The sequence below is a fragment of the Mumia sp. ZJ1417 genome (assembly GCF_014127285.1).
GTDB lineage: Bacteria > Actinomycetota > Actinomycetes > Propionibacteriales > Nocardioidaceae > Mumia.
The window spans coordinates 4,015,904-4,036,661 of record NZ_CP059901.1 but is presented as its reverse complement, the minus strand read 5'-3'; the positions used below and the strand labels follow the sequence as shown (position 1 = coordinate 4,036,661).

The following is a 20,758-nucleotide window of genomic DNA, read 5'->3' as shown; positions in this document are numbered from 1 at the left end:
AGCACGATGACCGACCCGGATCTCAACGGTCGCCGCGTCCTGGCGATCGCGACCAACTACGGAGTCGAGCAGGACGAGCTCGTCGTCCCGGTGGAGCACCTGCGCGCGAGGGGTGCACACGTGGACGTCGCCGCCGTCTCCGACGAACCGATCGAGACGCTGGTGGGCGACAAGAACCCCGGCAAGACGGTGAGTCCGACGACGACGCTGGCCGACGTCGACGCCTCGGCGTACGACCTCCTGCTCGTTCCTGGCGGCACACTCAACGCCGACTCGCTGCGCCTCGACGGTGACGCCGTCACGATCGTCAAGGCGTTCGCTGGCAGCGGCAGGCCGATCGCCGCGATCTGTCACGGCCCGTGGGCGCTGGTCGAGGCGGGCGTGGTCGACGGTCGGCGCCTGACGTCGTACGCCTCGCTGGCCACGGACATCCGCAACGCCGGTGGGTCCTGGGTCGACCAGGCGGTGGTCAGGGACGACTCCGGCAGTCCCGTCCTGGTGACCTCGCGCACACCGAAGGATCTCGACCCGTTCCTCGGCGAAGTCGGTCGCGTCCTCGCCGGCACCTGACCTGCGCGCGGGCCTTGTGCGCGACACGCTCACGCACGAGGCCCGCGCGTGGCGCCCCCCGCGTACGAGAAGGTGGGACGGTGACGTCTCCCCTTCCTGCGGCGGCCCTCGCCGACACGACCGACCTGACCGTACGCGAGGCGCTGGGGCGTGCCCTGGTCTTCGACGGGCACAACGACCTCGCCTGGGAGTCGCGCACCGCGGCCTCGTACGCGACCGACGGCCTCGGGACGCGCGACCCGCACGGGCGCTTCCAGACCGATGTGCCGCGGCTGCGTCGGGGAGGCGTCGGGGCGCAGTTCTGGTCCGTGTACGTGCCGACCGACCTCGACGGCGCGGACGCGGTGGAGGCGACGCTGGAGCAGATCGACTTCGTGCACCGCCTGGTTGAGGACTATCCGGAGGACTTCGCGCTCGCCCGTACGGGGGACGACGTCCGCGCCGCCTGGGCGGCAGGAAAGATCGCGTCGTTGCTCGGAGCCGAGGGTGGGCACAGCATCGACGGGTCGCTCGCCGTGCTGCGGACCTTCGCGCGGCTCGGCGTCGCCTACATGACGCTCACCCACAACGACAACACCCCGTGGGCGGACTCCGCCACCGACGAGCCGGTGCACGGCGGGCTCACTGACGTCGGGCGTGACGTGGTCCGTGAGATGAACCGTCTTGGCATGCTCGTCGACCTCTCGCACGTGGCGCCGGCGACGATGCACGACGCACTCGACGTGACCACGGCGCCGGTGGTCTTCAGCCACTCGGGCTGCCGAGCCGTGACCGAGCACCCGCGCAACGTCCCCGACGAGGTCCTCGTCCGGCTGCGCGACAACGGAGGCGTGCTGATGGTGGCGTTCGTGCCGAGCTTCCTGAGCGAGGAGTGGGCCGCGTGGCGCCACGACGGCGAGACCGGGCCCGAGCCGGTCGTCGGCGTGGATGCGGTGGTCGCGCACCTCGAGCACGCACGCGACGTGATGGGGGTCGAGCACGTCGGGCTGGGCGGCGACTACGACGGCTTCGCCGTGTTCCCTGCCGGGATCGAGGACGTGTCGGGCTATCCGCGGATCCTCGAGGCGCTCGCCGCCCGCGGCTGGAGCGCCGACGAGATCGCGGCGGTGGCGGGAGGCAACGCGCTGCGCGTCTTGGACGCGGTCAGTCTGGATGCGGTCAGCGACGGCCGCTGAAGACCTCCGCGACCGACAATGCCGGTCGTCCGAGCAGGTCGGGAAGGTCGCTCGTCACGTGAGCGAGCTCGCCGTCGCGGATCGCGGTGTAGGTGCTGATCCAGGCCTCGACCATCCACCGCGGCGCCCCGTAGTGTGCCCGCGACGCGAACGCCTCTTCGATGGTCTCGTCCACGTACGTGACCGGCACGCCGGTGGCCTCGGAGAGCAGCGCGGCGACCTCGCCGAGCGTGAGCGCCTCCGGTCCGGTCAGCGTGTACGCCCGCCCGACGTGGCCGGTCGGGTCGGCGAGGACGTGTGCGGCCGCAGCGGCGACGTCGACCTGGCTCACGGACGCGACCCGCCCTTGGCCGCCAGGCCCGCGGATGGCCCCGTCCGTCGCGAACGCCCGCAGCGCCTCCGTGTAGAGGTTGTCGCGCAAGAAGGTCCACTCCAACGGGGTCGCCTTGAGATATTCCTCGGTGGCGCCGTGGTCGCGGGCCAGCAGGAACGTCGCGTCGGCCCCGGCGCCGGCGAACGACAGATAGACGACCTGACGGACGCCCGCAGCGACGGCGGCATCGATCGCGGTCTGGTGCTGCTGGACACGGTCGGCCGACTCCGTGGCGGACACGAGGAACAGCGTGTCCACGCCTTCGAAGGCGGTGAGGCATGCGTCCCCGTCGTCGTACGACGCGACCGCGACGTCCGCTCCGAGCAGGGACGGTGCCCGGCTCGGATCACGGACGACGAGCCGGATCGGCAGCCCCGCATCGGCGAGGTGGCGTGCCGTCATCCCTCCGACATGGCCGCTCGCGCCGGTGATCGCCCGCAGCGTCGTCATGCAGCGATCGTGTCACGGCCGATCAGCGCCCGCTGTGCACGCGCATCGCGTCGAGCTCGGCACCGATGCGCTGGCGGTCACGGTTGCCGTTGCCCGTCCGGTAGGCCGGGAATCGCGGGGTGTGGGTGCTGTGGTGCTTCTTGAAGAACCTCATGGCACTCAGTTTGCGACGAGCGAGATCCTGCCACCAGTGGCGGAAAGGTCATTGACCATGAAGATCCTGCCACGTACGGTGAGGGGATGATTCGGACAGTGGCAGCCCTGGTCCTCGACGACGTCGCGACCTTCGAGCTCGGCGTCGCGTGCGAGGTGTTCGGGATCGACCGGACCGAGGACGGCGTGCCCCCGTTCGACTTCCGCATCTGCGGTCCGGAGGCGGGCGTTCCGCTGCGGCTCTCGGTGGGCTCGGCGGTCGTCCCCGAGCACGGGCTCGAGGGCCTGCGCGGTGCCGACCTCGTCGTCGTCGTCCCGTCGTGGCGACGGACGGGCGAAGAGCTCACCGACATGGACCCGGTGATCCTCGACGCCCTGCGCGCCGCTCACTCCGACGGCGCGATCATGCTCAGCATGTGCAGCGGGGCCTTCATCCTCGCGGCCGCCGGGCTGCTCGACGGCCGGCCGTGCACGACCCACTGGCGGCACGCGGCGCACCTGCGCGAGATGTACCCCGTGGCGAAGGTCGACGAGGACGTCCTCTTCGTCGACGACGGTGATGTCGTCACGAGCGCGGGCACCGCCGCCGGCATCGACGCCGCGCTGCACCTCGTACGCCGCGAGATCGGCAGCGACGCCGCCAACGCCATCGCCCGCCGTATGGTCGTCCCGCCGCAGCGCGACGGGGGTCAGCGGCAGTTCATCGAGCGGCCGGTGCCGACGTGCAGCGACGACGTGTTCGCCGAGGTCCTCGACTGGATGGTCGAGCACCTCGACGAGCAGCAGCCTGTCGCCCGGCTGGCCGAGCTGGCCGGCTTGTCGACCCGGACTTTCGCACGGCGCTTCTCCGCCGAGACCGGGACGACCCCCGTGCAGTGGCTCGTCCAGCAGCGGATCTTCGCCGCACGGACGCTCCTGGAGTCGACTGACCTCGACGTCGACCATGTCGCGCACCGGTGCGGGTTCTCGTCGGCGACGCTCCTGCGGCACCACTTCCGGCGCCTCGTCGGCGTCACGCCAGGGGAGTACCGCCGGACCTTCGCGACCGTCTGAGCACCGCGACACCCGGACGTCATACGGAGGGAGGGTCGGAACCCACGATCCGTATGACGTCCGGGGTGTGCGGTCAGAGGCGGCGCAGGCGCAGCGAGTTCGTGACGACCAGCACCGAGCTCGCCGCCATCGCCGCACCCGCGATCAACGGGTTGAGCAGCCCGGCCGCCGCGAGCGGGATCGCCGCGACGTTGTAGCCGAACGCCCATCCGAGGTTCTGCTTGATCGTGCGCAGCGTCGCGCGCGACAGCTCGATCGCCTGAGGGGCCAGCCGCAGGTCACCCCGTACGAGGGTGAGGTCCGACGCCTCGATCGCCACGTCGGTGCCCGTACCCATCGCGATGCCGAGGTCGGCGGTCGCGAGGGCAGGGGCGTCGTTGATGCCGTCGCCGACCATCGCGACCGTACGGCCCTGGGCCTGCAGGTCGGCGACGACCCGCACCTTGTCCTCGGGCATCACCTCCGCGACCACCTCGGTGATCCCCACCTCGGCGGCCACCGCGTCGGCGACCGAGCGGCGGTCGCCGGTGAGCAGCACCGGGTCGAGGCCGAGTGCGCGAAGCTCCGTGACGGCCTGTGCCGACGTGGGCTTGACCCGGTCCGCGACCGCGACCACGCCGCGTACGGTCCCGTCGATGGCCACGTGGACGGGAGTGGTCGCGGGGTCGACCTCGGGCAGGTCGTCAGGGACGAGCGCGCCCTGCTCGATCAGCCACGGCAGCCGCCCGACGAGCACCTTGCGATCCTCGACCACGCCTCCGACACCGAGCCCGGTGGTGGTGACGAACTCGTGCACCTCCGGGAGGTCGCCGGCTTCGCGCGCCGCGGCGGTGACCGCGCGGGCGAGCGGGTGCTCCGACGCGGCCTCGACCGCACCGGCCAGCCGCAGGACCTCGGCTCCGTCGTGACCTGGTGCGGCCGCGGTGGCGACGACATGCATCGCGCCCTCGGTCACGGTGCCGGTCTTGTCGAGCACGATCGTGTCGACCTTGCGCGTCGACTCGAGGATCTCGGGACCCTTCACGAGGATGCCGCGCTGCGCGCCCCGCCCCGTACCGGCGAGCAGCGCCGTCGGCGTCGCGAGACCGAGCGCGCAGGGGCAGGCGATGATCAGCACGGCGACCGCCGCGGTGAACGCCTCGTTGACCGTCCCGCCCACGAGGAGCCACCCGGCCCACGTGCCGAGGGCGAGCACGATGACGATCGGGACGAAGACCGCCGAGATGCGGTCGGCGAGCCGCTGGACCGGCGCCTTGCCGCTCTGTGCGTTCTCGACGAGCCGGGCCATCTGCGCGAGCTGTGTGCCCTCGCCGACCGCGGTGGCACGGACGAGGAGGCGACCTCCGTCGGCGACCGTGCCGCCGACGACGCGGTCGCCCGGTCCGGTCTCCACCGGCACGCTCTCTCCGGTGAGCATCGAGGCATCGATCGTCGCGGACCCCGAGACGACCTCGCCGTCGGTGGCGACCTTCTCGCCGGGACGGACGACGAACGTGTCGCCGATCGCCAGGTCGCCGATCGGCACGGCGACCTCGCGGCCGTCGCGCAGCACCGTGACCTCCTTGGCCCCGAGCGACAGCAGCGCGCGCAGCGCGGCACCGGAGTCGCGCTTGGCGCGGTGCTCGAGATAGCGGCCGAGCAGGAGGAACACGGTGACGACGCTCGCGACCTCGAGATAGATCTCGTCGGGGCCCGAGCCCTCGGCGAACCAGCTGATCTCCATGCGCATGCCGGTCATCCCGGCGTCGCCCCAGAACAGCGCGTAAACCGACCATGCGTAGGCGGCGGTGACGCCGAGCGAGATGAGGGTGTCCATCGTCGCGGCGCCGTGCCGGGCGTTGATCCACGCGGCACGGTGGAACGGCCACGCGCCCCAGACCGCGACAGGTGACGCGAGCGTGAGGGTGAGCCACTGCCAGTTGTCGAACTGCCAGGCGGGGATCATCGAGAGCACGAGCACCGGCGCGGACAGCAGCGCGGAGATGATCAGGCGCTGGCGCAGCGAGGTGAGCTCGGGATCGTCGACGGGCTTGTCGGTTCCGCCGTCAGTCTCGGCCGTGGCCACCGCGCGGACGGGCTCGGCGGTGTAGCCCGTCTTCTCGACCGTCGCGATCAGGTCGGCGACGTCGACGAACGCGGGAGCGGAGACGTACGCCCGCTCCGTCGCGAAATTGACCGACGCCTCGACCCCGTCGAGCTTGTTGAGCTTCTTCTCGACGCGTGCAGCGCAGGACGCGCAGGTCATGCCGCCGATCTCGAGCTCGTACGGGACGAGGTCGGTCGCGCCCCCGCTCACGAGACGACCTGGTAGTTCCCTGCCTCGTCGACCGCGGCCGCGACGGCGGCGTCGTCCAACGGGGCGGTGCTGGTCACGTGGACGGTCGAGGTGCCGCCGGCGACGAGCTCGACCTCGACGGCCTCGACTCCGTCGAGCGCGCCGATCTCCTCGGTGACGGCGCCCGCGCAGTGTCCGCAGGTCATCCCGGTGACGGAGTAGGTCTTCTTCATGACGTGTTCCCTTCGTGGGGTACTGATACGGGGTAAGGGTATGGTCTCGACAGGGCTCGACCGGCGGGTGTCGGGCTCGACCGTCGGGTGCTGGGCGGCGTCGGGAGCTAGGAGCGGACGAGGCGGGCGATGGCGGCCGATGCCTCGGCGATCTTGGCCTCGGCGCCATCACCCGAGGCGATCGCGTCGTGGACGCAGTGGGCGAGGTGCTGGTCGAGCAGGCTCAGGGCCACCGACTCCAGCGCCTTGGTGGCGGCGGAGACCTGGGTCAGGACGTCGATGCAGTAGGTGTCCTCCTCGACCATGCGTTGCAGGCCGCGGACCTGGCCCTCGATGCGCCGGAGCCGCTTGAGGACGGCGTCCTTGTCGGCGCTGTAACCGGGTGCGTGGGTGTCCATGCCGTCGACTATACCCCTAGGGGGTATCAAGTTCAAGAGGGTCGGGGAGCACAATCGTCGGATGACTGATGCAACCACGTCTGAGCCCGGCCTCGGCGGTGTCCTCGGCTTCTCGTACGACGAGGTGTCCGGCGATCGCGTCGTGGTCACCTGGACCGTCGGTCCGGAGCACCTCCAGCCGTTCGGGATCGTGCACGGCGGCGTCTACTGCGCGGTCCACGAGAGCGCCGCGAGCACGGCGGGCCAGGCGTGGCTGCGCGACAAGGGAATCGTCGTCGGCGTGAACAACAACACCGACTTCCTGCGTCAGGCGCATGCCGGCGACGCCCTGCGTACCGTCGCGACCCCGATCCACCGCGGCCGCACCTCGCAGCTGTGGGAGATCTCGACCACGAACGCCGAGGGCAAGCTTGTCTCGCGCGGCCAGGTCCGCCTCGCGAACCTCGACGGCTCGCCGCCAGCGGAGTTCCTCGCGCACCTCGGCGGAGCCTGACGAACGTCTCGACCTCTGCGTTGCAATGACGGCGCGAATGTCGAGACGTACGTCGGGAGTTCGCGCGACCGCCTACACTGAACGGGTCGCGACTGGCGTTCAGGTGGATACCACCGGGGAGCGACACGACCAACGAAGACCGCGGGACCGTTCGCCTGGGCCCTGGGTCGACCGCCACCAGCCGGTGGGACGACCTGACCAGGAGGACGTTGCCCGTGACGACACAGACGCTCTACACGATGACCGCTGACCTTCCCGTGACCACGCCCCGGCTCAACGACGGCGACATCCGCGTCCTGCTCCTCGAGAACATCCACGAGGACGGCGCCGAGTTCTTGCGCGCCCAGGGCTACCAGGTCGAGACCCGCAAGGGCGCCCTCGGCGAGGACGAGCTGATCGAGGCCGTGCAGGGAGTCCACCTGCTCGGCATCCGCTCGACCACGTACGTCACCGAGCGCGTCCTCGCCCACGCTCCCGACCTGCTCGCGATCGGTGCCTTCTGCATCGGCACCAACCAGATCGATCTCAAGGCCGCTGCGCAGCGTGGGGTCACGGTCTTCAACGCGCCATACTCCAACACCCGCTCGGTCGTCGAGCTCGCGATCGGCGAGATCATCTCGCTGGCGCGTCGCCTCAACGAGAAGACCAACGACATGCACGCGGGCGTCTGGAACAAGTCCGCCCAGGGCAGCCACGAGATCCGCGGCCGCAAGCTCGGCATCGTCGGCTACGGCAACATCGGCAGCCAGCTCTCGGTGATCGCCGAGGCGCTCGGCATGCAGGTGTACTACTTCGACGTCGCCGACAAGCTCGCCCTCGGCAACGCCAGGCGCTGCGCGACCCTCGACGAGCTGCTCGAGACCGTCGACGTCGTGACGCTGCACGTTGACGGCCGTCCCGGCAACGCCGGGCTGTTCGGTGCCGAGGAGTTCGCGCGCATGCGCCCGCGCTCGCTGTTCCTCAACCTCTCGCGCGGCATCCTCGTGGACACCAAGGCGCTACGCGCCCACCTCGAGTCCGGCCACATCGCGGGTGCCGCGGTCGACGTGTTCCCGGTCGAGCCCAAGAAGCAGGGCGACCCGTTCGAGTCCGACCTGCGCGGCCTTCCGAACGTCATCCTCACCCCCCATGTCGGCGGCTCGACGATGGAGGCGCAGCAGGACATCGGCCGTTTCGTGGCCGGCAAGCTCCACACCTACCTCGCCGAGGGGTCGACCGACCTCTCGCCGAACATGCCGCACCAGCAGCTGCCGTCGTACCGCGACCACCACCGGCTCGCGCACCTCCACCACAACGTCCCGGGGGTGCTGTCGGCGATCAACGTGATCCTCGGCGACCACGGCGTCAACATCGAGGGGCAGACGCTCGGGACCCGCGGCGAGATCGGCTACGTGCTGACCGACATCGACAAGCAGCTCGAGCCCGAGACGCTCAACGCGCTCGGCACCTTGCCGGAGACGATCCGGCTCCGCCAGCTGAGCTGACTCTCACCCGCGCGCGTCGAGGAACCGGGTGACGGCGCGGGTGAACGAGGCGGTGTCCTCGAGCATCGGGAGGTGGCCGGTGTCGAGACTCGCCTGCCACGGGGAGCCGAGGTTCGCGGCGAACCGGCGCTGGAGGGCCGGGGCGATCTCGCGGTCCTCGAGCGTCGTCACGTATCCGCGGGGCAGTCTCAGCTCGCCGTCGCCGACCTGCCCCCGGTAGAGGCCGACCGCTTCCGGGACGAACGCGTCGACGATGCGCTCCGCCGTACCGTCGTCGAGCCCGGTGGTCAGGCCTCGGCGGATGGCGCTGTCCGGCGGTCGCGTCCCCGCGAACCGCATCGCCAGACTCAGCACGTGGCGCTGCGGGAAGGGCATCGACGACACGAACGACCCACCCGGTCGCGGGACGACGGCGCAGACGGCGAGCAGTGCGCGGACCCGCTCCGGCGCACGGCGTGCCAGCTCCGCCCCCACCACCGCGCCCGCCGAGTGCGCCACGACCGCGAACCGCTCCCACGGGGCGGCGCCCAGTGCGGCCTCGACGTAGTCCGCCAGCGCGGCTCCGTCAGGGGACGGGCGCGGTGCGACCGCCGTCGGGCGGGGGGCGAGCAGCTCGCGCGTCCCCTCCCAGATCCAGGAGGGCAGGCCGGCGCCGCTGAGCAGGAGCACGGGTTCGTCCGAGGAGGTCATGGATCCATCCTCACGGGCAGTCTTGTCATCCTTATGTCACCATTTCTCGGGTGAACCGCACCGATCGGCTGTACGGGATCCGCGAGGAGCTGCGCCGTGCCGGGACGCGGGGACGCACGGCCGAGCAGCTCGCGGCGACGTACGAGGTGAGCCCTCGTACGATCAAGCGCGACGTCGCGGCCCTCCAACATGCGGGCTTCCCGATCTGGGCACGCCTGGGCCGCCACGGTGGCTACGTGGTCGACCCGGCAGCCACCCTTCCGCCGATGAACGTCACCGCCGCCGAGGTGTCGGGTCTGGCCGCCGCGATCGCTGCGCACCGGGGCCAGCCGTTCGACGGGCAGGCCCGTACGGCCCTCGCCAAGGTGCTCAGCGTGATGGAGCCGAAGGCGCGGCTCGGCGCGACCGCGCTCACCGAGCGGGTGTGGATCGACCGCGCTGACACCGCCGGCGACCCGCGCTCACGGCGCGCCATCGAGCAGGCGCTGCATGAGCGTCGCGTCCTGTCGCTGCGCTATCGCGACGCCGACGACACCGTGACCGACCGTCGGGTCGATCCGCAGATCCTCGCGTTCACTCGGGGCTCGTGGTACCTGGTCGCACGCTGCCGACGTCGCGACGACCTGCGCTGGTTCAGGCTCGACCGGGTCGAGCGCGCGAGGGTCACCGCGCAGGTCGCGGTCGACGTCCCGGTCGAGAGCATCGGTACGCCGCCGCCCACCGCCGCACCCGTCGCGGACCTGTGAGGGTCACTGCGCCATCGCGGCGAGCTTCTCGACCGTGCGGAGGTTGCGCCCGGTCCCGGGGACCCCGGCGAGCTTGAGGAGGCGCGGCGCGGTGACCGCGCTGCGCCCCGCGCCGTCGGCGTACCAGAGGTGCAGCTCGCGCCCGAGCACGCGCAGGCGGTCGTCGCCGAAGTCGTACGCCTCGACCGCCTCGGCGGCCTTGCGTGAGGGTGCGATGGTGAAGAACCAGACGTGGCAGAACTTCGGGTCGTGGATCTCGAACGGGTACGCCTCCTGTGCAGCCCGAAGTTCAGCCCCTGTCCGCGCGACCGCATCGGTCGTGACGCCCATCTGGTCGGCGATCCCCTTCGCCAGCGCGGTGCCGAAGTCGTCTGCGTCCCCGGGCGGGACGCAGACGAGGTTGCCGCTGTTCACGTACGTCGCGACGTCTTCGGCGCCGAGGTCGGACGCGAGCGTACGGAGCTCGGCCATCGGGACCTTGTTGCCGCCGACGTTCACGGCTCTGAGGAGGTAGGCGACCTTCTCAGAAGTCGAAGCCGCCACCGAAGTCGAACCCTCCGCCGTCACCGCCGCCGCCGAAGTCGAACCCGCCGCCGTCTCCGCCAGCATCTCCACCCGCGTCTCCACCGCCGTCGCCACCGGCATCTCCGCCGCCGTCGCCGCCGCTCTCGCTGCCGTCGCCGTACTCGGCCGCGTCGAGGCCCGCGTCCGAGGCGAACATGCCGCCGAGCATGGTGCCCATGAACAGTGCGGGCATGAACGCGAAGGCCGAGAAGTAGCCGGCGGCGTACGGCGCGTAGGCCGGGCCGGCCTGCCAGTAGGGGAGGCGCTGCGGGCCGACCATCACCTTGCGGGTGTCGGGCTCAGCGCCGGCCTTGACGCGCTCGGCGTCGAGGGCGCAGGCAGGGACCTCGCGAACGGTGCCGCCGTCGGGGGAGAACTGGACGTCCTCCACGGACAGGCCGTGCCGCGGGTCGAAGAAGCACATCGCCCGCTTCGCAGGAAGCGGGCTGTTGGTCACACGGGCCTCGACGCACGCGATGGCGTAGCGCCCGTCTTCGAGGATCTCGGTAACGTGCCGGACGTCCTCGGGCTTCTGGAGGGCGTCGACCGCGGACTTCGCGGACTCGTACGCGTCGAGCGCCCGTTGGTAGTCGGCCTGCGCGCCCTCGTCGAGGGGGGCACCGACCAGGTCTGCGTCGAGCTTCTGGAGCTCCTCGCCGAGGGCGGTGACGTCCTCGAACGCGGTCTTGCGAACCGCCTGCACCTGGTCAGCGAGCTCAGACTGCTCGCGTGCCTTCGTCTTGCGACGGTCGCTGACCAGGTACAGGGCAATCGCGGCGATGACGACGAGGATCACGAGCTCCATGCCGCCAGCCTACGGGTTCTTTGGTTAGCCGAACACGCTCACGCCGCCCGGGCCGACAAGAAGGCCGACGACGATGAGGACGATGCCCCAGAGCATCTGCTTGCGAACAAGGGCGACAATTCCCGACACCACGAGGATGACGGCAAGGATCCAGAGCAAGAACGTCATTGCTTCACTCCGTTCTCCGGGCGGGGGGCCCGGCTCATGTGCAACACACAGTCGTCACACGTTTGTGACCGTAGTACAGGTGCCCTGCGTCAGCGGGTTCAAACGCCGTTTAGCGACCTATTGCGATGACTGGTTGCCTGTCGGGCCGTAGACGTTTCAGGACGTATCGGATGAAGCGGGAGGGAGCGGACACACATCCGGCGGTCGCGCCCTTGCCGTTCGCGTGCAAGAAGATGCCCGAGCCGCGATAGCGGACCGCGCGGGGCGGGCGGTTGAAATCGACGACGACCGACCACACGTACTGCTTGCGGTAGTCGCGCAGTCGCTCCGAGGCGTTGCGGTGCGACGCCGGCAGCCACCAGCGGAAGCCGCCGGACGCCTTGTTGCGCAGCGTGTTGTAGTACGCCGAGCGGTTGTCCTGCACCCAGTAGTCACCGCGACGCACCTTCCGGTACGGCAGCCGGCTACCGGTCGGCTTCGCCCGGAGACCGAACGCCTCCGTCATCGTGAAGGTCCCGAGGGGCGTCGTCCCGGTCGACTGCTTGCGCTTCGACGCGGCGACCAGCCCGCCGTACCCGATCCGACCGTTGGTCGACCGGCGCTTGGCGACCCACTGGCTGTCACGGCGGACCCAGTACGTGACGCGTGCGCGGTACGAGCGCGTGCGGTTGACGGTCACGACCTGCGTCGTGCCCGCGCGAAGGTGGACGGTGACGCCGTCGAGGCGCACGGTGTCCGCGGCACGGGCGGTGCTCGCCGCGGCGGTCGTGGCCGGGACCGCCGCAAAGAGGGCGGTGACGGCGACGAGCGTGACGGCGCGGGGGGTCATCACCCCACGATGCGCCCGTCGGGCGAGCCGCGCCACCCCTCTCCAGGACGGGCCACCAGCACCCGGGCGTCGCCGACGAGGCGCCACGGGCCGAAGGCGGCGGGGACGACGAGCGACTGGCCGCCGCCGACCGGGAGGGAGCCGGCGCCCTCGATCACCCCGGTCCCCGAGAGCACGACCAGCGCAGCGAAGCCGGCAGCGATCTGAGAAGACTCGCCCGGGGGTGGGGCGAGAAGGTGGAGCCGGAAGTACGGGTCGCCCGCCTCCGGCAGCAGCGGGACGGGAGCTCCCGTACGGGCGGTGAGGTCGTGACGGACGGTGAGTCGCGCCAGGTCGTCTGCCCCGAGCGCGGTCGTCGACACCGCGTCCATCGCGAGGTCGAAGCCGAGCCCGAGGTGCGACTCGTCGCGCGTCGAGGTCGTGATCGACCACTCCAGCAGGATCGAGAAGTCGGTCGGCTCCTGCACCTCGGCGACGAACACGCCGGCGCCGATCGCGTGCGGGGTGCCCGCCGGGACCACGAAGCCGTCGCCGGGTCGTACGGGGATGCGGTTGAGGTGGCTCAGCAGCCAGTCTCCGTCCTGCGCGTCGCGGCGCGCGGCGAGCTCGTCAGGATCGACGTCGCCGCTCCAGCCGAGGTAGACCACCGCGTCGTCGGCGGTCTCGAGCACGAGCCACGCCTCGGTCTTGCCGTACGGGCAGTCGAGGTGCTGGGCCGCGAACGCGCGGTCGGGGTGGACGTGGACGGGGAGCCGCTGGCCGGCGTCGAGGAGCTTGAGGAGGATGCCGGTGTCGCCGCCCCGTACGGAGTCGGTGCCGACCCAGCCGACGGGATCGGCTTCGACGAGGTCGCTGAAGAGCGCACCGGCAGCCGTACGGGCGAGTCCGACCGTCGGGGAGTCCGCACGCGACACGGTCGCGCCGACCCACTCCTCAGGGCAACGCTCGACCGGCGGGAGCCCGCGGAGGGCGGCGATGCGTGCGCCGCCTGCATAGAAGTGGTGCACGAGGTTCGGCTGGAGGAGCTGGGGGGTCGCGGTCACGGCACCGGCTTATCACGCGCGGCGGTCCACAGGGACCACCACTGGCGGCGGGTCATCGCGTCGGCGACCTGCTCCGCGTCGGCGCACGCGCGGATGCGGCCGGGGTCGGTCGTGCCGATCACCGCGACGATGTCGGCCGGGTGCTTGAGGAGCCAGCCGAGGACGACGGCCTCCGGAGTGGTGCCGAGCGCGTCGGCGTACCGGCGCACCAGCACCGCCGTCGCCTCGTCCTCCGGGCCGCGCGGACGTCCGGTGTAGCGGCCCTGGGCGAGTGCGCCGTACGCCTGGACCGTGATGCCGAGGTCGATGCAGCGCTCGAGCGTCCCGGCGACCGGCGTGTACGACGTCGCGTCCGGGTGGTTCACGAGGACGCCGGCCTCGATCAGGTCGCGGTGGTGCAGCCCGAGCTCGAGCTGGTTCACGTCGAGCGGCTGTCGTACGGCCGTGCGCAGGTGTCCGATCTGGGTCGCGTCCATGTTGGAGACGCCGAACGCCGCGACCTTGCCTTCGGCGACGAGCGTGTCGAAGGCGTCCGCGATCTCGGCAGGACGGGCGAGCGGGTCCGGTCGATGGAGGAGGAGGCGGTCGACATGGTCGGTGCCGAGGCGCGCGAGGCTGTCGTCGACGGAGCGCAGGAGGTGCTCGCGCGAGAGGTCGTACGCGTTGCCGCCCTCCGCGCCGCCGAGCACGATCCCGCACTTCGTCTGGATCTCGATCTCGTCGCGCAGCCCGGGGTGGCGGGCGAGCACCTCCCCGAACACCGACTCGGACGTGCCGCCGCCGTAGATGTCGGCGTGGTCGAACAGCCGGATGCCGATCTCGTACGCCGTCGTCACCGCCGCGTCGGCACGCTCGAGGTCGGCGAGCCCCATGCAGCCGTACGCGAGTCTCATGCCCCCATCTTCACCGCTTGGGGCCCGCTGCGCGCAGCGCCACGTCACTCAGGGATGTTGCCGTCCCCGCCGAGGTTCGTGACGACGCGGCGCAGCACGTTGATCATCGTCACGTAGTCCTCCTCCGAGATGCCGTCGAGCGTCTGTTCATGGACCCGCGCGTTGCGCTCGCGGGCGCGTTCGAGTCCGGCCACGCCGGCGTCGGTCAGCGTCATGGCGCCGCCGTCCTCGCGGAGCCATCCGCGCGCGACCAGGTCGTCGTACACCTCGTCGAAGTCGATCCCGAGGTCCTCGTACGGCGTGAGCCGCTCGGTCAGGGTGGGGCGCGTCCAGCGGCCGGGGTCGCCGGCGGCGTGGTTGAGCGTCCACCAGTGCGGCTGCGTCAGGTCCTCGGTCGCGAGGGCGTCGCGAAGCCCGCCGACGACGCGGCGGTACGCGTCACCGGTCCAGGCGCCGATCGGCTGCTTCGCGATCACGTCGGCGGGGTAGTCCCGCAGGTCGTCTTGCGTGCTCGTCGTCATGCCGTCAACGTAGAACCTCAAGCGCACTTGAGATCAATTCAGAGTCGCGCGGCGAGTTCCGTGGCCTGGCGGATCGCGCGTTTGGCGTCGAGCTCGGCCGCGACGTCGGCGCCCCCGATCACGTGCACGCTCACGCCGGCTGCACGCAGCGGCTCCGCGAGATCGGTCACCGACTCCTGCCCCGCGCACACGACGACCGTGTCGACCTCGAGGACGTGCGCGGTGCCGTGCTCGTCGCGGATGTGCAGCCCGGCGTCGTCGACGAAGTCGTACGTGATGCCGCCGAGCATGTGCACGCCGGAGTCCTTGAGCGTGGCGCGGTGCACCCAGCCTGAGGTCTTGCCGAGGCCCTTGCCGAGCGGTGCGGGCTTGCGCTGGAGCAGCCACACCTCGCGCGGCGGGACGGGCGTGACCTTCGTGCCGACGCCGCCCGGCTCGAGCGCCGGATCAGTGACGCCCCAGCGGGCCATCCACGCGTCGAGCGGCTCGTCCGCCTGATGGAGCAGGAACTCCGCGACGTCGAACCCGATGCCGCCGGCGCCGATGATCGCGACCTTCGCGCCGGCCTCGACGCGGCCGTCGATGACGTCGGCGTACGAGGCGACGCTGGCGTGGTCCATGCCCTTGATCTCCGGCACCCGCGGTACGACGCCGGTGGCGATCACGACGTCGTCGTACGCGCGCAGGTCGTCGGCGGTCGCCCGCGCCCCGAGCCGCACGTCGACGCCGGTGACCTCGAGGCGTCGCGCGTAGTAGCGCAGCGTCTCCGCGAACTCCTCCTTGCCCGGGATCAGACGTGCCAGCCGGAACTGGCCGCCGATCTGGCCGTCGGCCTCGTACAGCGTGACGCCATGTCCGCGCCCGGCGAGCTCGGTCGCGGCGGCGAGGCCCGCGGGGCCGGCACCGACGACGGCGATCTGCTTGCGGCGCAGCCGGGGGACGGGCAGCAGTCGCAGCTCTGTCTCGTACCCGGCACGGGGGTTCACCAGGCAGGTGCAGCGCTGGTTCTTGAACGTGTGGTCGAGGCAGGCCTGGTTGCAGCCGATGCAGGTGTTGATCTCGTCGGCGCGGCCCTGCGCGGCCTTGGTGACGAACTCGGGGTCGGCAAGCATCGGGCGTGCGAGCGAGACCATGTCGGCCTGGCCCTCGGCGAGGATCTGCTCGGCGATTTCCGGGGTGTTGATCCGGTTCGAGGCGATGACGGGGATGCCGACCTGGGGGCGCAGCTTGCCGGTCACCCACGCGAACGCGCCGCGCGGGACGGACGTGACGATCGTCGGAATGCGCGCCTCGTGCCAGCCGATGCCGGTGTTGAGCAGCGAGGCGCCCGCCGCCTCGATCCTGTGGGCGAGCTCGAGCGTCTCGTCCCAGGTCTGGGAGTCGTCGACGAGGTCGAGCAGCGAGATGCGGTACTGGACGATGAAGTGCGCGCCGACCTCCTCGCGGATGCGGCGCACGACCTCAACGGGGAAGCGCATCCGCTTCTCTGCGCTGCCTCCCCAGGCGTCCGTACGGTCGTTGGTGCGGGCCGCGAGGAACTGGTTGATGAGGTAGCCCTCGGACCCCATCACCTCGACACCGTCGTACCCGGCACGCTGCGCCAGCTTGGCCGCGCGCACGAAGTCGTCGACGGTCCCCTCGACCTCGCGGGTGCTCATCGCGCTCGGCTTGAACGGGGTGATCGGCGACTGCTTCGACGAGACACCCTTGGAGAACGGCGAGTAGCCGTACCGGCCGGCGTGCAGCACCTGCATGAGGATGCGGCTGTCGTGCTCGTGCACCGCCTCGGTGACCGTACGGTGCTTGTCGGCCATCCGCCGGCTCGCCATGGTCGAGCCCATCGGCGACAGCCAGCCGCGCCAGCTCGGGGCGTACCCGCCGGTGACGAGGAGCGCGGCGCCGCCCTTGGCGCGCTCGGCGAAGAACGCGGCGAGCTTGGGGATGTCACTGGCTCGGTCCTCGAGCTTGGTGTGCATCGAGCCCATCATCACGCGGTTGCGCAGCGTGAACCCGGCGACCTCGAGGGGGCGCAGGAGGTGCGGGTACGGGGTGGTCGGCTGCTCAGGGCTGCGTTCAATCATCGGGGACCTCTGGTGTCTACTGGAGGGGTGATCTCTCGACGCGCTGCGTGGTTCCTGGTGCTCGCCGGGCTGTTCAACATCGTGATCTGGCCGCGGTTCGGCATGGCCATCTGGAACGACGAGCGGGCGTGGGAAGGCGCGATCGGTGACAGCACACCGACCGGGTTCTTGTGGGTGCACGCGGTGCTCATCGTCGCGGCGGTCTCGATCGCGGTCGGCGTGCTGTGGGTCGCGGTCACGGCGCTGCGCTCCCGCCGCCGGTAGCCCCGCCCTCCGCTGCTTCCGCCGGTCGAGCCGCCTCCGCCGGTCGAGCCGCCTCCGCCGGTCGAGCCTGTCGAGACCCCGCAGCCTGTCGAGACCCCAGCAGCTCCGCGACCTCCTCGCACCACGCGAGCCCGGCCTCCTCGAGAAGGATGCCGCCGCGCAGCACCGCGTACTGCGCCCGCTGCCCCTCGTCGAGCGCCGCGACGTCGGGGAACGTGCGAGCCGCGTCGGCGCGGTAGAAGGCCAGCCGCTCGCGATGCGCGTCGGCGCGGCGGGCGATGTCGGCGAGAATCGCGTCGCGGTCGCCGAACGGGAGCCCGCGCAGCTTGACCGCGAAGTCGCTGCGCGCGGTCTCGATCGGGCTCGGCTCGCGTGACCACTCGCGCAGGGCGTCGCGCCCCTCGTCGGTGATCACGTAGATCTTCTTGTCAGGGCGGCCCTCCTGCGGCACCGCCGTCGAGGCGACCAGGCCGCCGGTCTCCATGCGACCGAGCACCTTGTAGATCTGCTGGTGGCTCGCCCTCCAGAAGTGGCCGATCGACTTGTCGAAGCGGCGCGTCAGGTCGTACCCGCTCGCCGAACGCTCGGCGAGCGAGACGAGGATCGCGTGCTCCAGGGCCATGGCGAGGAGTATATGCATCTCGATGCACTGCGTCGAGATGCACCCATGTCACATCCCCCGACCGGCAAACTCAGGCGGCGGCCCGGGCGCTCACCGTACGGAGGGCGGCGCGGGCGGCGACGCGTCCGGCACGGTTGGCGCCGATGGTCGACGCCGACGGTCCGTACCCGACGAGCTGCACCCGGTGGTCGCGCGCCGCTGTCGTCGGGGTGTGGGCGTCCACACGGGCGACGAGCCGCACGCCGCCCGTGTCCTCGCGCAGGTGCAACGGCGCGAGGTGCCCGAGCACGGCACGGAATCCCGTCGCCCACACGATCACGTCGGCGCGCTGGAGCGATCCGTCGGCCATCCGGACGCCGTCGGGCTCGATCCGCGTGAACATCGGGTGGCGCTCGTACGCCCCGAAGGTGGCGGCCCGCTGCTCCTGCGGACGAAGCAACAGCCCGGTCACGCTCACGACGCTCTGCGGCGGCAGGCCGCGTGTCACCCGGTCCTCGACGAGCGCGACCGCCGCCCGCCCGGCCTCGGGGTCGAAGTCGTCGCCACGCCAGATCGGCTCCCGCCGGGTCACCCAGGTCGTCGATGCGGCGAGCGGCGCGACCTCCCCGAGGATCTGCACCGCCGACGCGCCACCCCCGACCACCACGATGTCGAGGTCGGCCAGGTCCTCCGGCCCCGCGTAGTCGACGGTGTGCAGCTGTCGCCCGCGGAAGGTCCCGGCCCCCGGATAGCTCGGCCAGAACGGTCGCTCCCAGGTCCCGGTCGCGTTGACGAGCGCACGCGTACGCCACGTGCCCGCATCGGTGACGACGAGGAGGTCGCCGTGGGAGTCGCCGGGGACGGCGTCGCGGACGGAGCGGACCCGCACCGGTCTGACCACGGGCAGCGCGAACCGTTCCTCGTACGCCGCGTAGTACGCCGGGACGAACGCCTGCGCCGGCGCCTCGCCGTCGGCGTCCGGGACGTCGAGCCCGGGAAGCATCGCGATCCCGTGGACGTCGCGCATCGTCAGGGTGCGCCACCGGTGCTGCCAGGCGCCTCCCGGCGCAGCGTTCGCGTCGAGGACGACGAAGCGGGCTCCGAAGCGGGCTAGGTGGTACGCCGCGGACAGTCCCGCCTGTCCCGCCCCCACGACCACGACGTCGACCGTACGGGCGTCACCGGGTCGAGACGGTACGACGGCAGCGGGGGAGGTGGTCACGTACGGGTCAACCGCGACACGGCGGCCGGTGTTCCGAGGCCCCCGTCACGGCTAGCGTGGACCGCATGACGGACCCCCACTCCGACCCGGACCACCTCGCGTTCGTCCACCTCCACCACGTCCAGCTGGCGATCCCGCGAGGCGGGGAGGCGGAGTGCCGGGCGTTCTGGCGCGACGTGCTCGGCATGCACGAGCTCGAGAAGCCGCCGGTCCTTGCCGCGCGTGGCGGCTGCTGGTTCCGTTTGGGCGGCGTCGAGGTCCACCTCGGGGTCGAGGACGACTTCGAGCCGGCACGCAAGGCCCACCCTGGCATCCTCGTCGCGCGCATCGACGACGTCGCGGCCCGACTGGTCGCCTCCGGCACCGACGTGACGTGGGACGACGGGTTCCCGGGGCACCGGCGCTTCTATGCCGCGGACCCCTTCGGCAACCGGCTCGAGTTCTTGCAGCCCGACGCCTGAAGCCCGCGTGCTCAGCGGTCGCGCGCGGCGATGCCCTGGGCAGCGAGCCGGACGACCTCGGCGATGCGCGCCTCGCGCGTGGCCGCACGCTTGGCGTCGACGAGCCAACGGAGGATCTCCTTGCGCCGCCCGGGCGTGAACGCGTCGAACTGACGCCGCGCCTCGGGGTCGGCGTCGAGCGCAGCGGCAAGGTCGTCAGGGACCTCCATCGCCTCCACGCTGTCGAGGTGCGACCACGACCCGTCCGCCTTTGCGCGGTCGATCGCCGCCTGACCCGCCGGGGTCATGCGTCCGGAGGCGACGACGCGGTCGACACGCTCCTTGGACAGGCGGCTCCACACCGAGCCCGGCCGCCGGCGGGTCATCCACAGCATCGAGTGGTCGTCGTCGAGCCCTTTGGCCTGGCCGTCGATCCAGCCGAACGCCAGCGCCTCCTCGACCAGCGCCTCGTACGACAGCTCCGGCCGCTCGGTCTCGCGCCGTCGCCAGACGATCCACACGCCGGGGTCGGGGTCGTCGTGGTGCTCGGACAGCCAGGAGCGCCACTCCTCTGCGGAGTCCATCGGCAGCCGGGGTGCGTCGCTGAAGCTGCTCATCTCTGCGGCAGCTCTGCGAGGAAGGCCAGCACCCGCTCGCGCAGGAGCGCAGCCGCATCGGCGTCGTGGTCGACGTTGCCGACCTCGGCGAACACGTGCCCCGAGCCGGGATAGCGGAACACCTCGGCGCCCGACGCGGCAGCGAACGGCGCGACCTCCGCGTCCCAGTCCATCCACGGGTCGTCGGCCATGCCGTGCACCTGGACAGGGAGTCCGTCGGGCCACGGCGTTTCGAACGCCTCGACCGGCAGCGCTGCGTACAAGAGGAGCGCGCCTCGTGCGCCCGGTCGGGTCTGTGCGTACTCCTGGGCGAACACGACACCGAGGGACGCGCCGGCCCAGACCACGTCGGGCGGCAGCTCGGCGACCCCCTCCGCGGCACGCCGGCGCAACTCGGGACGTCCGACCTCGTCACCGTGCGCCACTCCCTCGTCGACCGTCGGGAACGTCCGGCCGGCGAAGACGTCAGGAGTGTGCACGAGCGAGCCAGTCGCGCGAAGATCGTCGGCGAACGCGAGAAAGCCGTCGGTCTGCCCCAGGGCGTGGTGGAAGAGCACGATCTCGGTCATGCCGTCACGCTAGACCTCCGCACCGACAACTGTCAGCGCTCGTCCGTA

Annotated in this window: 26 protein-coding genes and 1 riboswitch; of the genes, 8 read left to right on the top strand and 18 right to left on the bottom strand. The window is 71.4% G+C overall.

Annotated elements, in window-relative coordinates:
• Positions 1-6 precede the first annotated feature (6 nt).
• Complete coding sequence (locus H4N58_RS19520; RefSeq protein WP_167249748.1) at positions 7-570, top strand: type 1 glutamine amidotransferase domain-containing protein; 564 nt, start codon at positions 7-9, stop codon at positions 568-570.
• An 80-nt stretch (positions 571-650) separates the two neighbouring features.
• Positions 651-1,745 carry a dipeptidase gene (locus H4N58_RS19515; RefSeq protein WP_243842816.1) on the top strand — a complete coding sequence of 365 codons (1,095 nt, stop codon included), beginning with the start codon at positions 651-653 and terminating at the stop codon, positions 1,743-1,745.
• On the opposite strand, the gene H4N58_RS19510 is transcribed toward H4N58_RS19515, so the two are convergent.
• Positions 1,729-2,568 (bottom strand): SDR family oxidoreductase, encoded by an 840-nt coding sequence (locus tag H4N58_RS19510; protein ID WP_167249750.1) that lies wholly within the window; start codon positions 2,566-2,568, stop codon positions 1,729-1,731. The genes H4N58_RS19515 and H4N58_RS19510 overlap by 17 nt on opposite strands.
• A 22-nt stretch (positions 2,569-2,590) precedes the next feature.
• Positions 2,591-2,722, bottom strand: a complete 132-nt coding sequence (locus tag H4N58_RS20775; RefSeq protein ID WP_255490670.1) for a hypothetical protein — start codon at positions 2,720-2,722, stop codon at positions 2,591-2,593.
• An 86-nt stretch (positions 2,723-2,808) separates the two neighbouring features.
• Between H4N58_RS20775 and H4N58_RS19505 the strand changes: the two genes are divergently transcribed.
• Positions 2,809-3,774, top strand: a complete 966-nt coding sequence (locus tag H4N58_RS19505; RefSeq protein ID WP_167000504.1) for a GlxA family transcriptional regulator — start codon at positions 2,809-2,811, stop codon at positions 3,772-3,774.
• Between the two features lie 73 nt (positions 3,775-3,847).
• Here H4N58_RS19505 and H4N58_RS19500 read toward each other — a convergent pair whose 3' ends face one another.
• The 3 genes from H4N58_RS19500 to H4N58_RS19490 form a co-directional block, all read right to left on the bottom strand.
• Positions 3,848-6,070, bottom strand: a complete 2,223-nt coding sequence (locus H4N58_RS19500; protein ID WP_347877909.1) for a heavy metal translocating P-type ATPase — start codon at positions 6,068-6,070, stop codon at positions 3,848-3,850.
• Entirely contained in the window at positions 6,067-6,282 is a 216-nt protein-coding gene (locus H4N58_RS19495; protein WP_167000502.1) for a heavy-metal-associated domain-containing protein, read from the bottom strand. Before H4N58_RS19495 ends, H4N58_RS19500 begins: the two co-directional genes overlap by 4 nt.
• A 107-nt stretch (positions 6,283-6,389) precedes the next feature.
• Positions 6,390-6,680 carry a metal-sensitive transcriptional regulator gene (locus tag H4N58_RS19490; protein ID WP_167000501.1) on the bottom strand — a complete coding sequence of 97 codons (291 nt, stop codon included), beginning with the start codon at positions 6,678-6,680 and terminating at the stop codon, positions 6,390-6,392.
• Positions 6,681-6,741: 61 nt separating this feature from the next.
• On the opposite strand from H4N58_RS19490, the gene H4N58_RS19485 reads away from it, so the two are divergent.
• Together H4N58_RS19485 and serA are read left to right on the top strand one after the other, a co-directional pair.
• The gene (locus H4N58_RS19485) at positions 6,742-7,173 is read left to right on the top strand and encodes a PaaI family thioesterase (RefSeq protein WP_167249752.1); all 432 of its coding nucleotides are present in this window, start codon (positions 6,742-6,744) and stop codon (positions 7,171-7,173) included.
• Positions 7,174-7,251: 78 nt separating this feature from the next.
• Positions 7,252-7,341: riboswitch (ZMP/ZTP riboswitch) on the top strand.
• Between the two features lie 71 nt (positions 7,342-7,412).
• The gene (gene serA, locus H4N58_RS19480) at positions 7,413-8,657 is read left to right on the top strand and encodes a phosphoglycerate dehydrogenase (RefSeq protein ID WP_182397206.1); all 1,245 of its coding nucleotides are present in this window, start codon (positions 7,413-7,415) and stop codon (positions 8,655-8,657) included.
• A gap of 3 nt (positions 8,658-8,660) precedes the next feature.
• On the opposite strand, the gene H4N58_RS19475 is transcribed toward serA, so the two are convergent.
• The gene (locus H4N58_RS19475; protein ID WP_167249754.1) at positions 8,661-9,347 is read right to left on the bottom strand and encodes an alpha/beta fold hydrolase; all 687 of its coding nucleotides are present in this window, start codon (positions 9,345-9,347) and stop codon (positions 8,661-8,663) included.
• Positions 9,348-9,397: 50 nt separating this feature from the next.
• On the opposite strand from H4N58_RS19475, the gene H4N58_RS19470 reads away from it, so the two are divergent.
• Positions 9,398-10,093, top strand: a complete 696-nt coding sequence (locus H4N58_RS19470) for a YafY family protein (RefSeq protein WP_167249756.1) — start codon at positions 9,398-9,400, stop codon at positions 10,091-10,093.
• A gap of 3 nt (positions 10,094-10,096) precedes the next feature.
• Here H4N58_RS19470 and H4N58_RS19465 read toward each other — a convergent pair whose 3' ends face one another.
• From H4N58_RS19465 to H4N58_RS19430, 8 genes are all read right to left on the bottom strand, one after another.
• On the bottom strand, positions 10,097-10,636 hold the full coding sequence (locus H4N58_RS19465; RefSeq protein ID WP_208322200.1) for a DUF1697 domain-containing protein: 540 nt from the start codon (positions 10,634-10,636) through the stop codon (positions 10,097-10,099).
• Positions 10,617-11,462 (bottom strand): hypothetical protein, encoded by an 846-nt coding sequence (locus H4N58_RS19460; protein WP_167000495.1) that lies wholly within the window; start codon positions 11,460-11,462, stop codon positions 10,617-10,619. Before H4N58_RS19460 ends, H4N58_RS19465 begins: the two co-directional genes overlap by 20 nt.
• 24 nt (positions 11,463-11,486) lie before the next feature.
• Positions 11,487-11,630, bottom strand: coding sequence for a GPGG-motif small membrane protein (locus H4N58_RS19455; protein ID WP_167000493.1), 144 nt, complete (start codon positions 11,628-11,630; stop codon positions 11,487-11,489).
• 109 nt (positions 11,631-11,739) lie between these two features.
• Positions 11,740-12,459, bottom strand: coding sequence for a L,D-transpeptidase family protein (locus H4N58_RS19450; RefSeq protein WP_167000491.1), 720 nt, complete (start codon positions 12,457-12,459; stop codon positions 11,740-11,742).
• A complete protein-coding gene (locus tag H4N58_RS19445) occupies positions 12,459-13,502 on the bottom strand; it encodes a class I mannose-6-phosphate isomerase (RefSeq protein ID WP_167000489.1) in 1,044 nt (347 codons plus the stop codon). The genes H4N58_RS19450 and H4N58_RS19445 overlap by 1 nt, the downstream gene beginning before the upstream one ends.
• Entirely contained in the window at positions 13,499-14,395 is an 897-nt protein-coding gene (locus H4N58_RS19440) for an aldo/keto reductase family oxidoreductase (protein ID WP_167000487.1), read from the bottom strand. The genes H4N58_RS19445 and H4N58_RS19440 overlap by 4 nt, the downstream gene beginning before the upstream one ends.
• Positions 14,396-14,439: 44 nt before the next feature.
• Positions 14,440-14,916 carry a MarR family winged helix-turn-helix transcriptional regulator gene (locus H4N58_RS19435; protein WP_167000486.1) on the bottom strand — a complete coding sequence of 159 codons (477 nt, stop codon included), beginning with the start codon at positions 14,914-14,916 and terminating at the stop codon, positions 14,440-14,442.
• Positions 14,917-14,954: 38 nt separating this feature from the next.
• The gene (locus H4N58_RS19430; RefSeq protein ID WP_167000484.1) at positions 14,955-16,997 is read right to left on the bottom strand and encodes an NADPH-dependent 2,4-dienoyl-CoA reductase; all 2,043 of its coding nucleotides are present in this window, start codon (positions 16,995-16,997) and stop codon (positions 14,955-14,957) included.
• Positions 16,998-17,024: 27 nt separating this feature from the next.
• Between H4N58_RS19430 and H4N58_RS19425 the strand changes: the two genes are divergently transcribed.
• Positions 17,025-17,261: an SCO4848 family membrane protein gene (locus H4N58_RS19425; RefSeq protein WP_167000482.1), complete on the top strand. Its 237-nt coding sequence runs from the start codon at positions 17,025-17,027 to the stop codon at positions 17,259-17,261.
• Here the strand turns inward: H4N58_RS19425 and H4N58_RS19420 are convergent.
• Together H4N58_RS19420 and H4N58_RS19415 are read right to left on the bottom strand one after the other, a co-directional pair.
• On the bottom strand, positions 17,233-17,883 hold the full coding sequence (locus H4N58_RS19420) for a PadR family transcriptional regulator (RefSeq protein WP_167249758.1): 651 nt from the start codon (positions 17,881-17,883) through the stop codon (positions 17,233-17,235). The two genes, H4N58_RS19425 and H4N58_RS19420, sit on opposite strands and share 29 nt — an antisense overlap.
• A gap of 70 nt (positions 17,884-17,953) precedes the next feature.
• Entirely contained in the window at positions 17,954-19,084 is a 1,131-nt protein-coding gene (locus H4N58_RS19415) for an FAD-dependent oxidoreductase (protein WP_167000478.1), read from the bottom strand.
• A gap of 65 nt (positions 19,085-19,149) precedes the next feature.
• On the opposite strand from H4N58_RS19415, the gene H4N58_RS19410 reads away from it, so the two are divergent.
• Positions 19,150-19,545, top strand: a complete 396-nt coding sequence (locus tag H4N58_RS19410; RefSeq protein WP_167000476.1) for a VOC family protein — start codon at positions 19,150-19,152, stop codon at positions 19,543-19,545.
• Positions 19,546-19,556: 11 nt separating this feature from the next.
• Here H4N58_RS19410 and H4N58_RS19405 read toward each other — a convergent pair whose 3' ends face one another.
• Both H4N58_RS19405 and H4N58_RS19400 read right to left on the bottom strand, forming a co-directional pair.
• Positions 19,557-20,141 (bottom strand): YdeI family protein, encoded by a 585-nt coding sequence (locus H4N58_RS19405; RefSeq protein WP_167000474.1) that lies wholly within the window; start codon positions 20,139-20,141, stop codon positions 19,557-19,559.
• A complete protein-coding gene (locus tag H4N58_RS19400) occupies positions 20,138-20,710 on the bottom strand; it encodes a dienelactone hydrolase family protein (protein ID WP_167249760.1) in 573 nt (190 codons plus the stop codon). Before H4N58_RS19400 ends, H4N58_RS19405 begins: the two co-directional genes overlap by 4 nt.
• Positions 20,711-20,758: the final 48 nt, after the last annotated feature.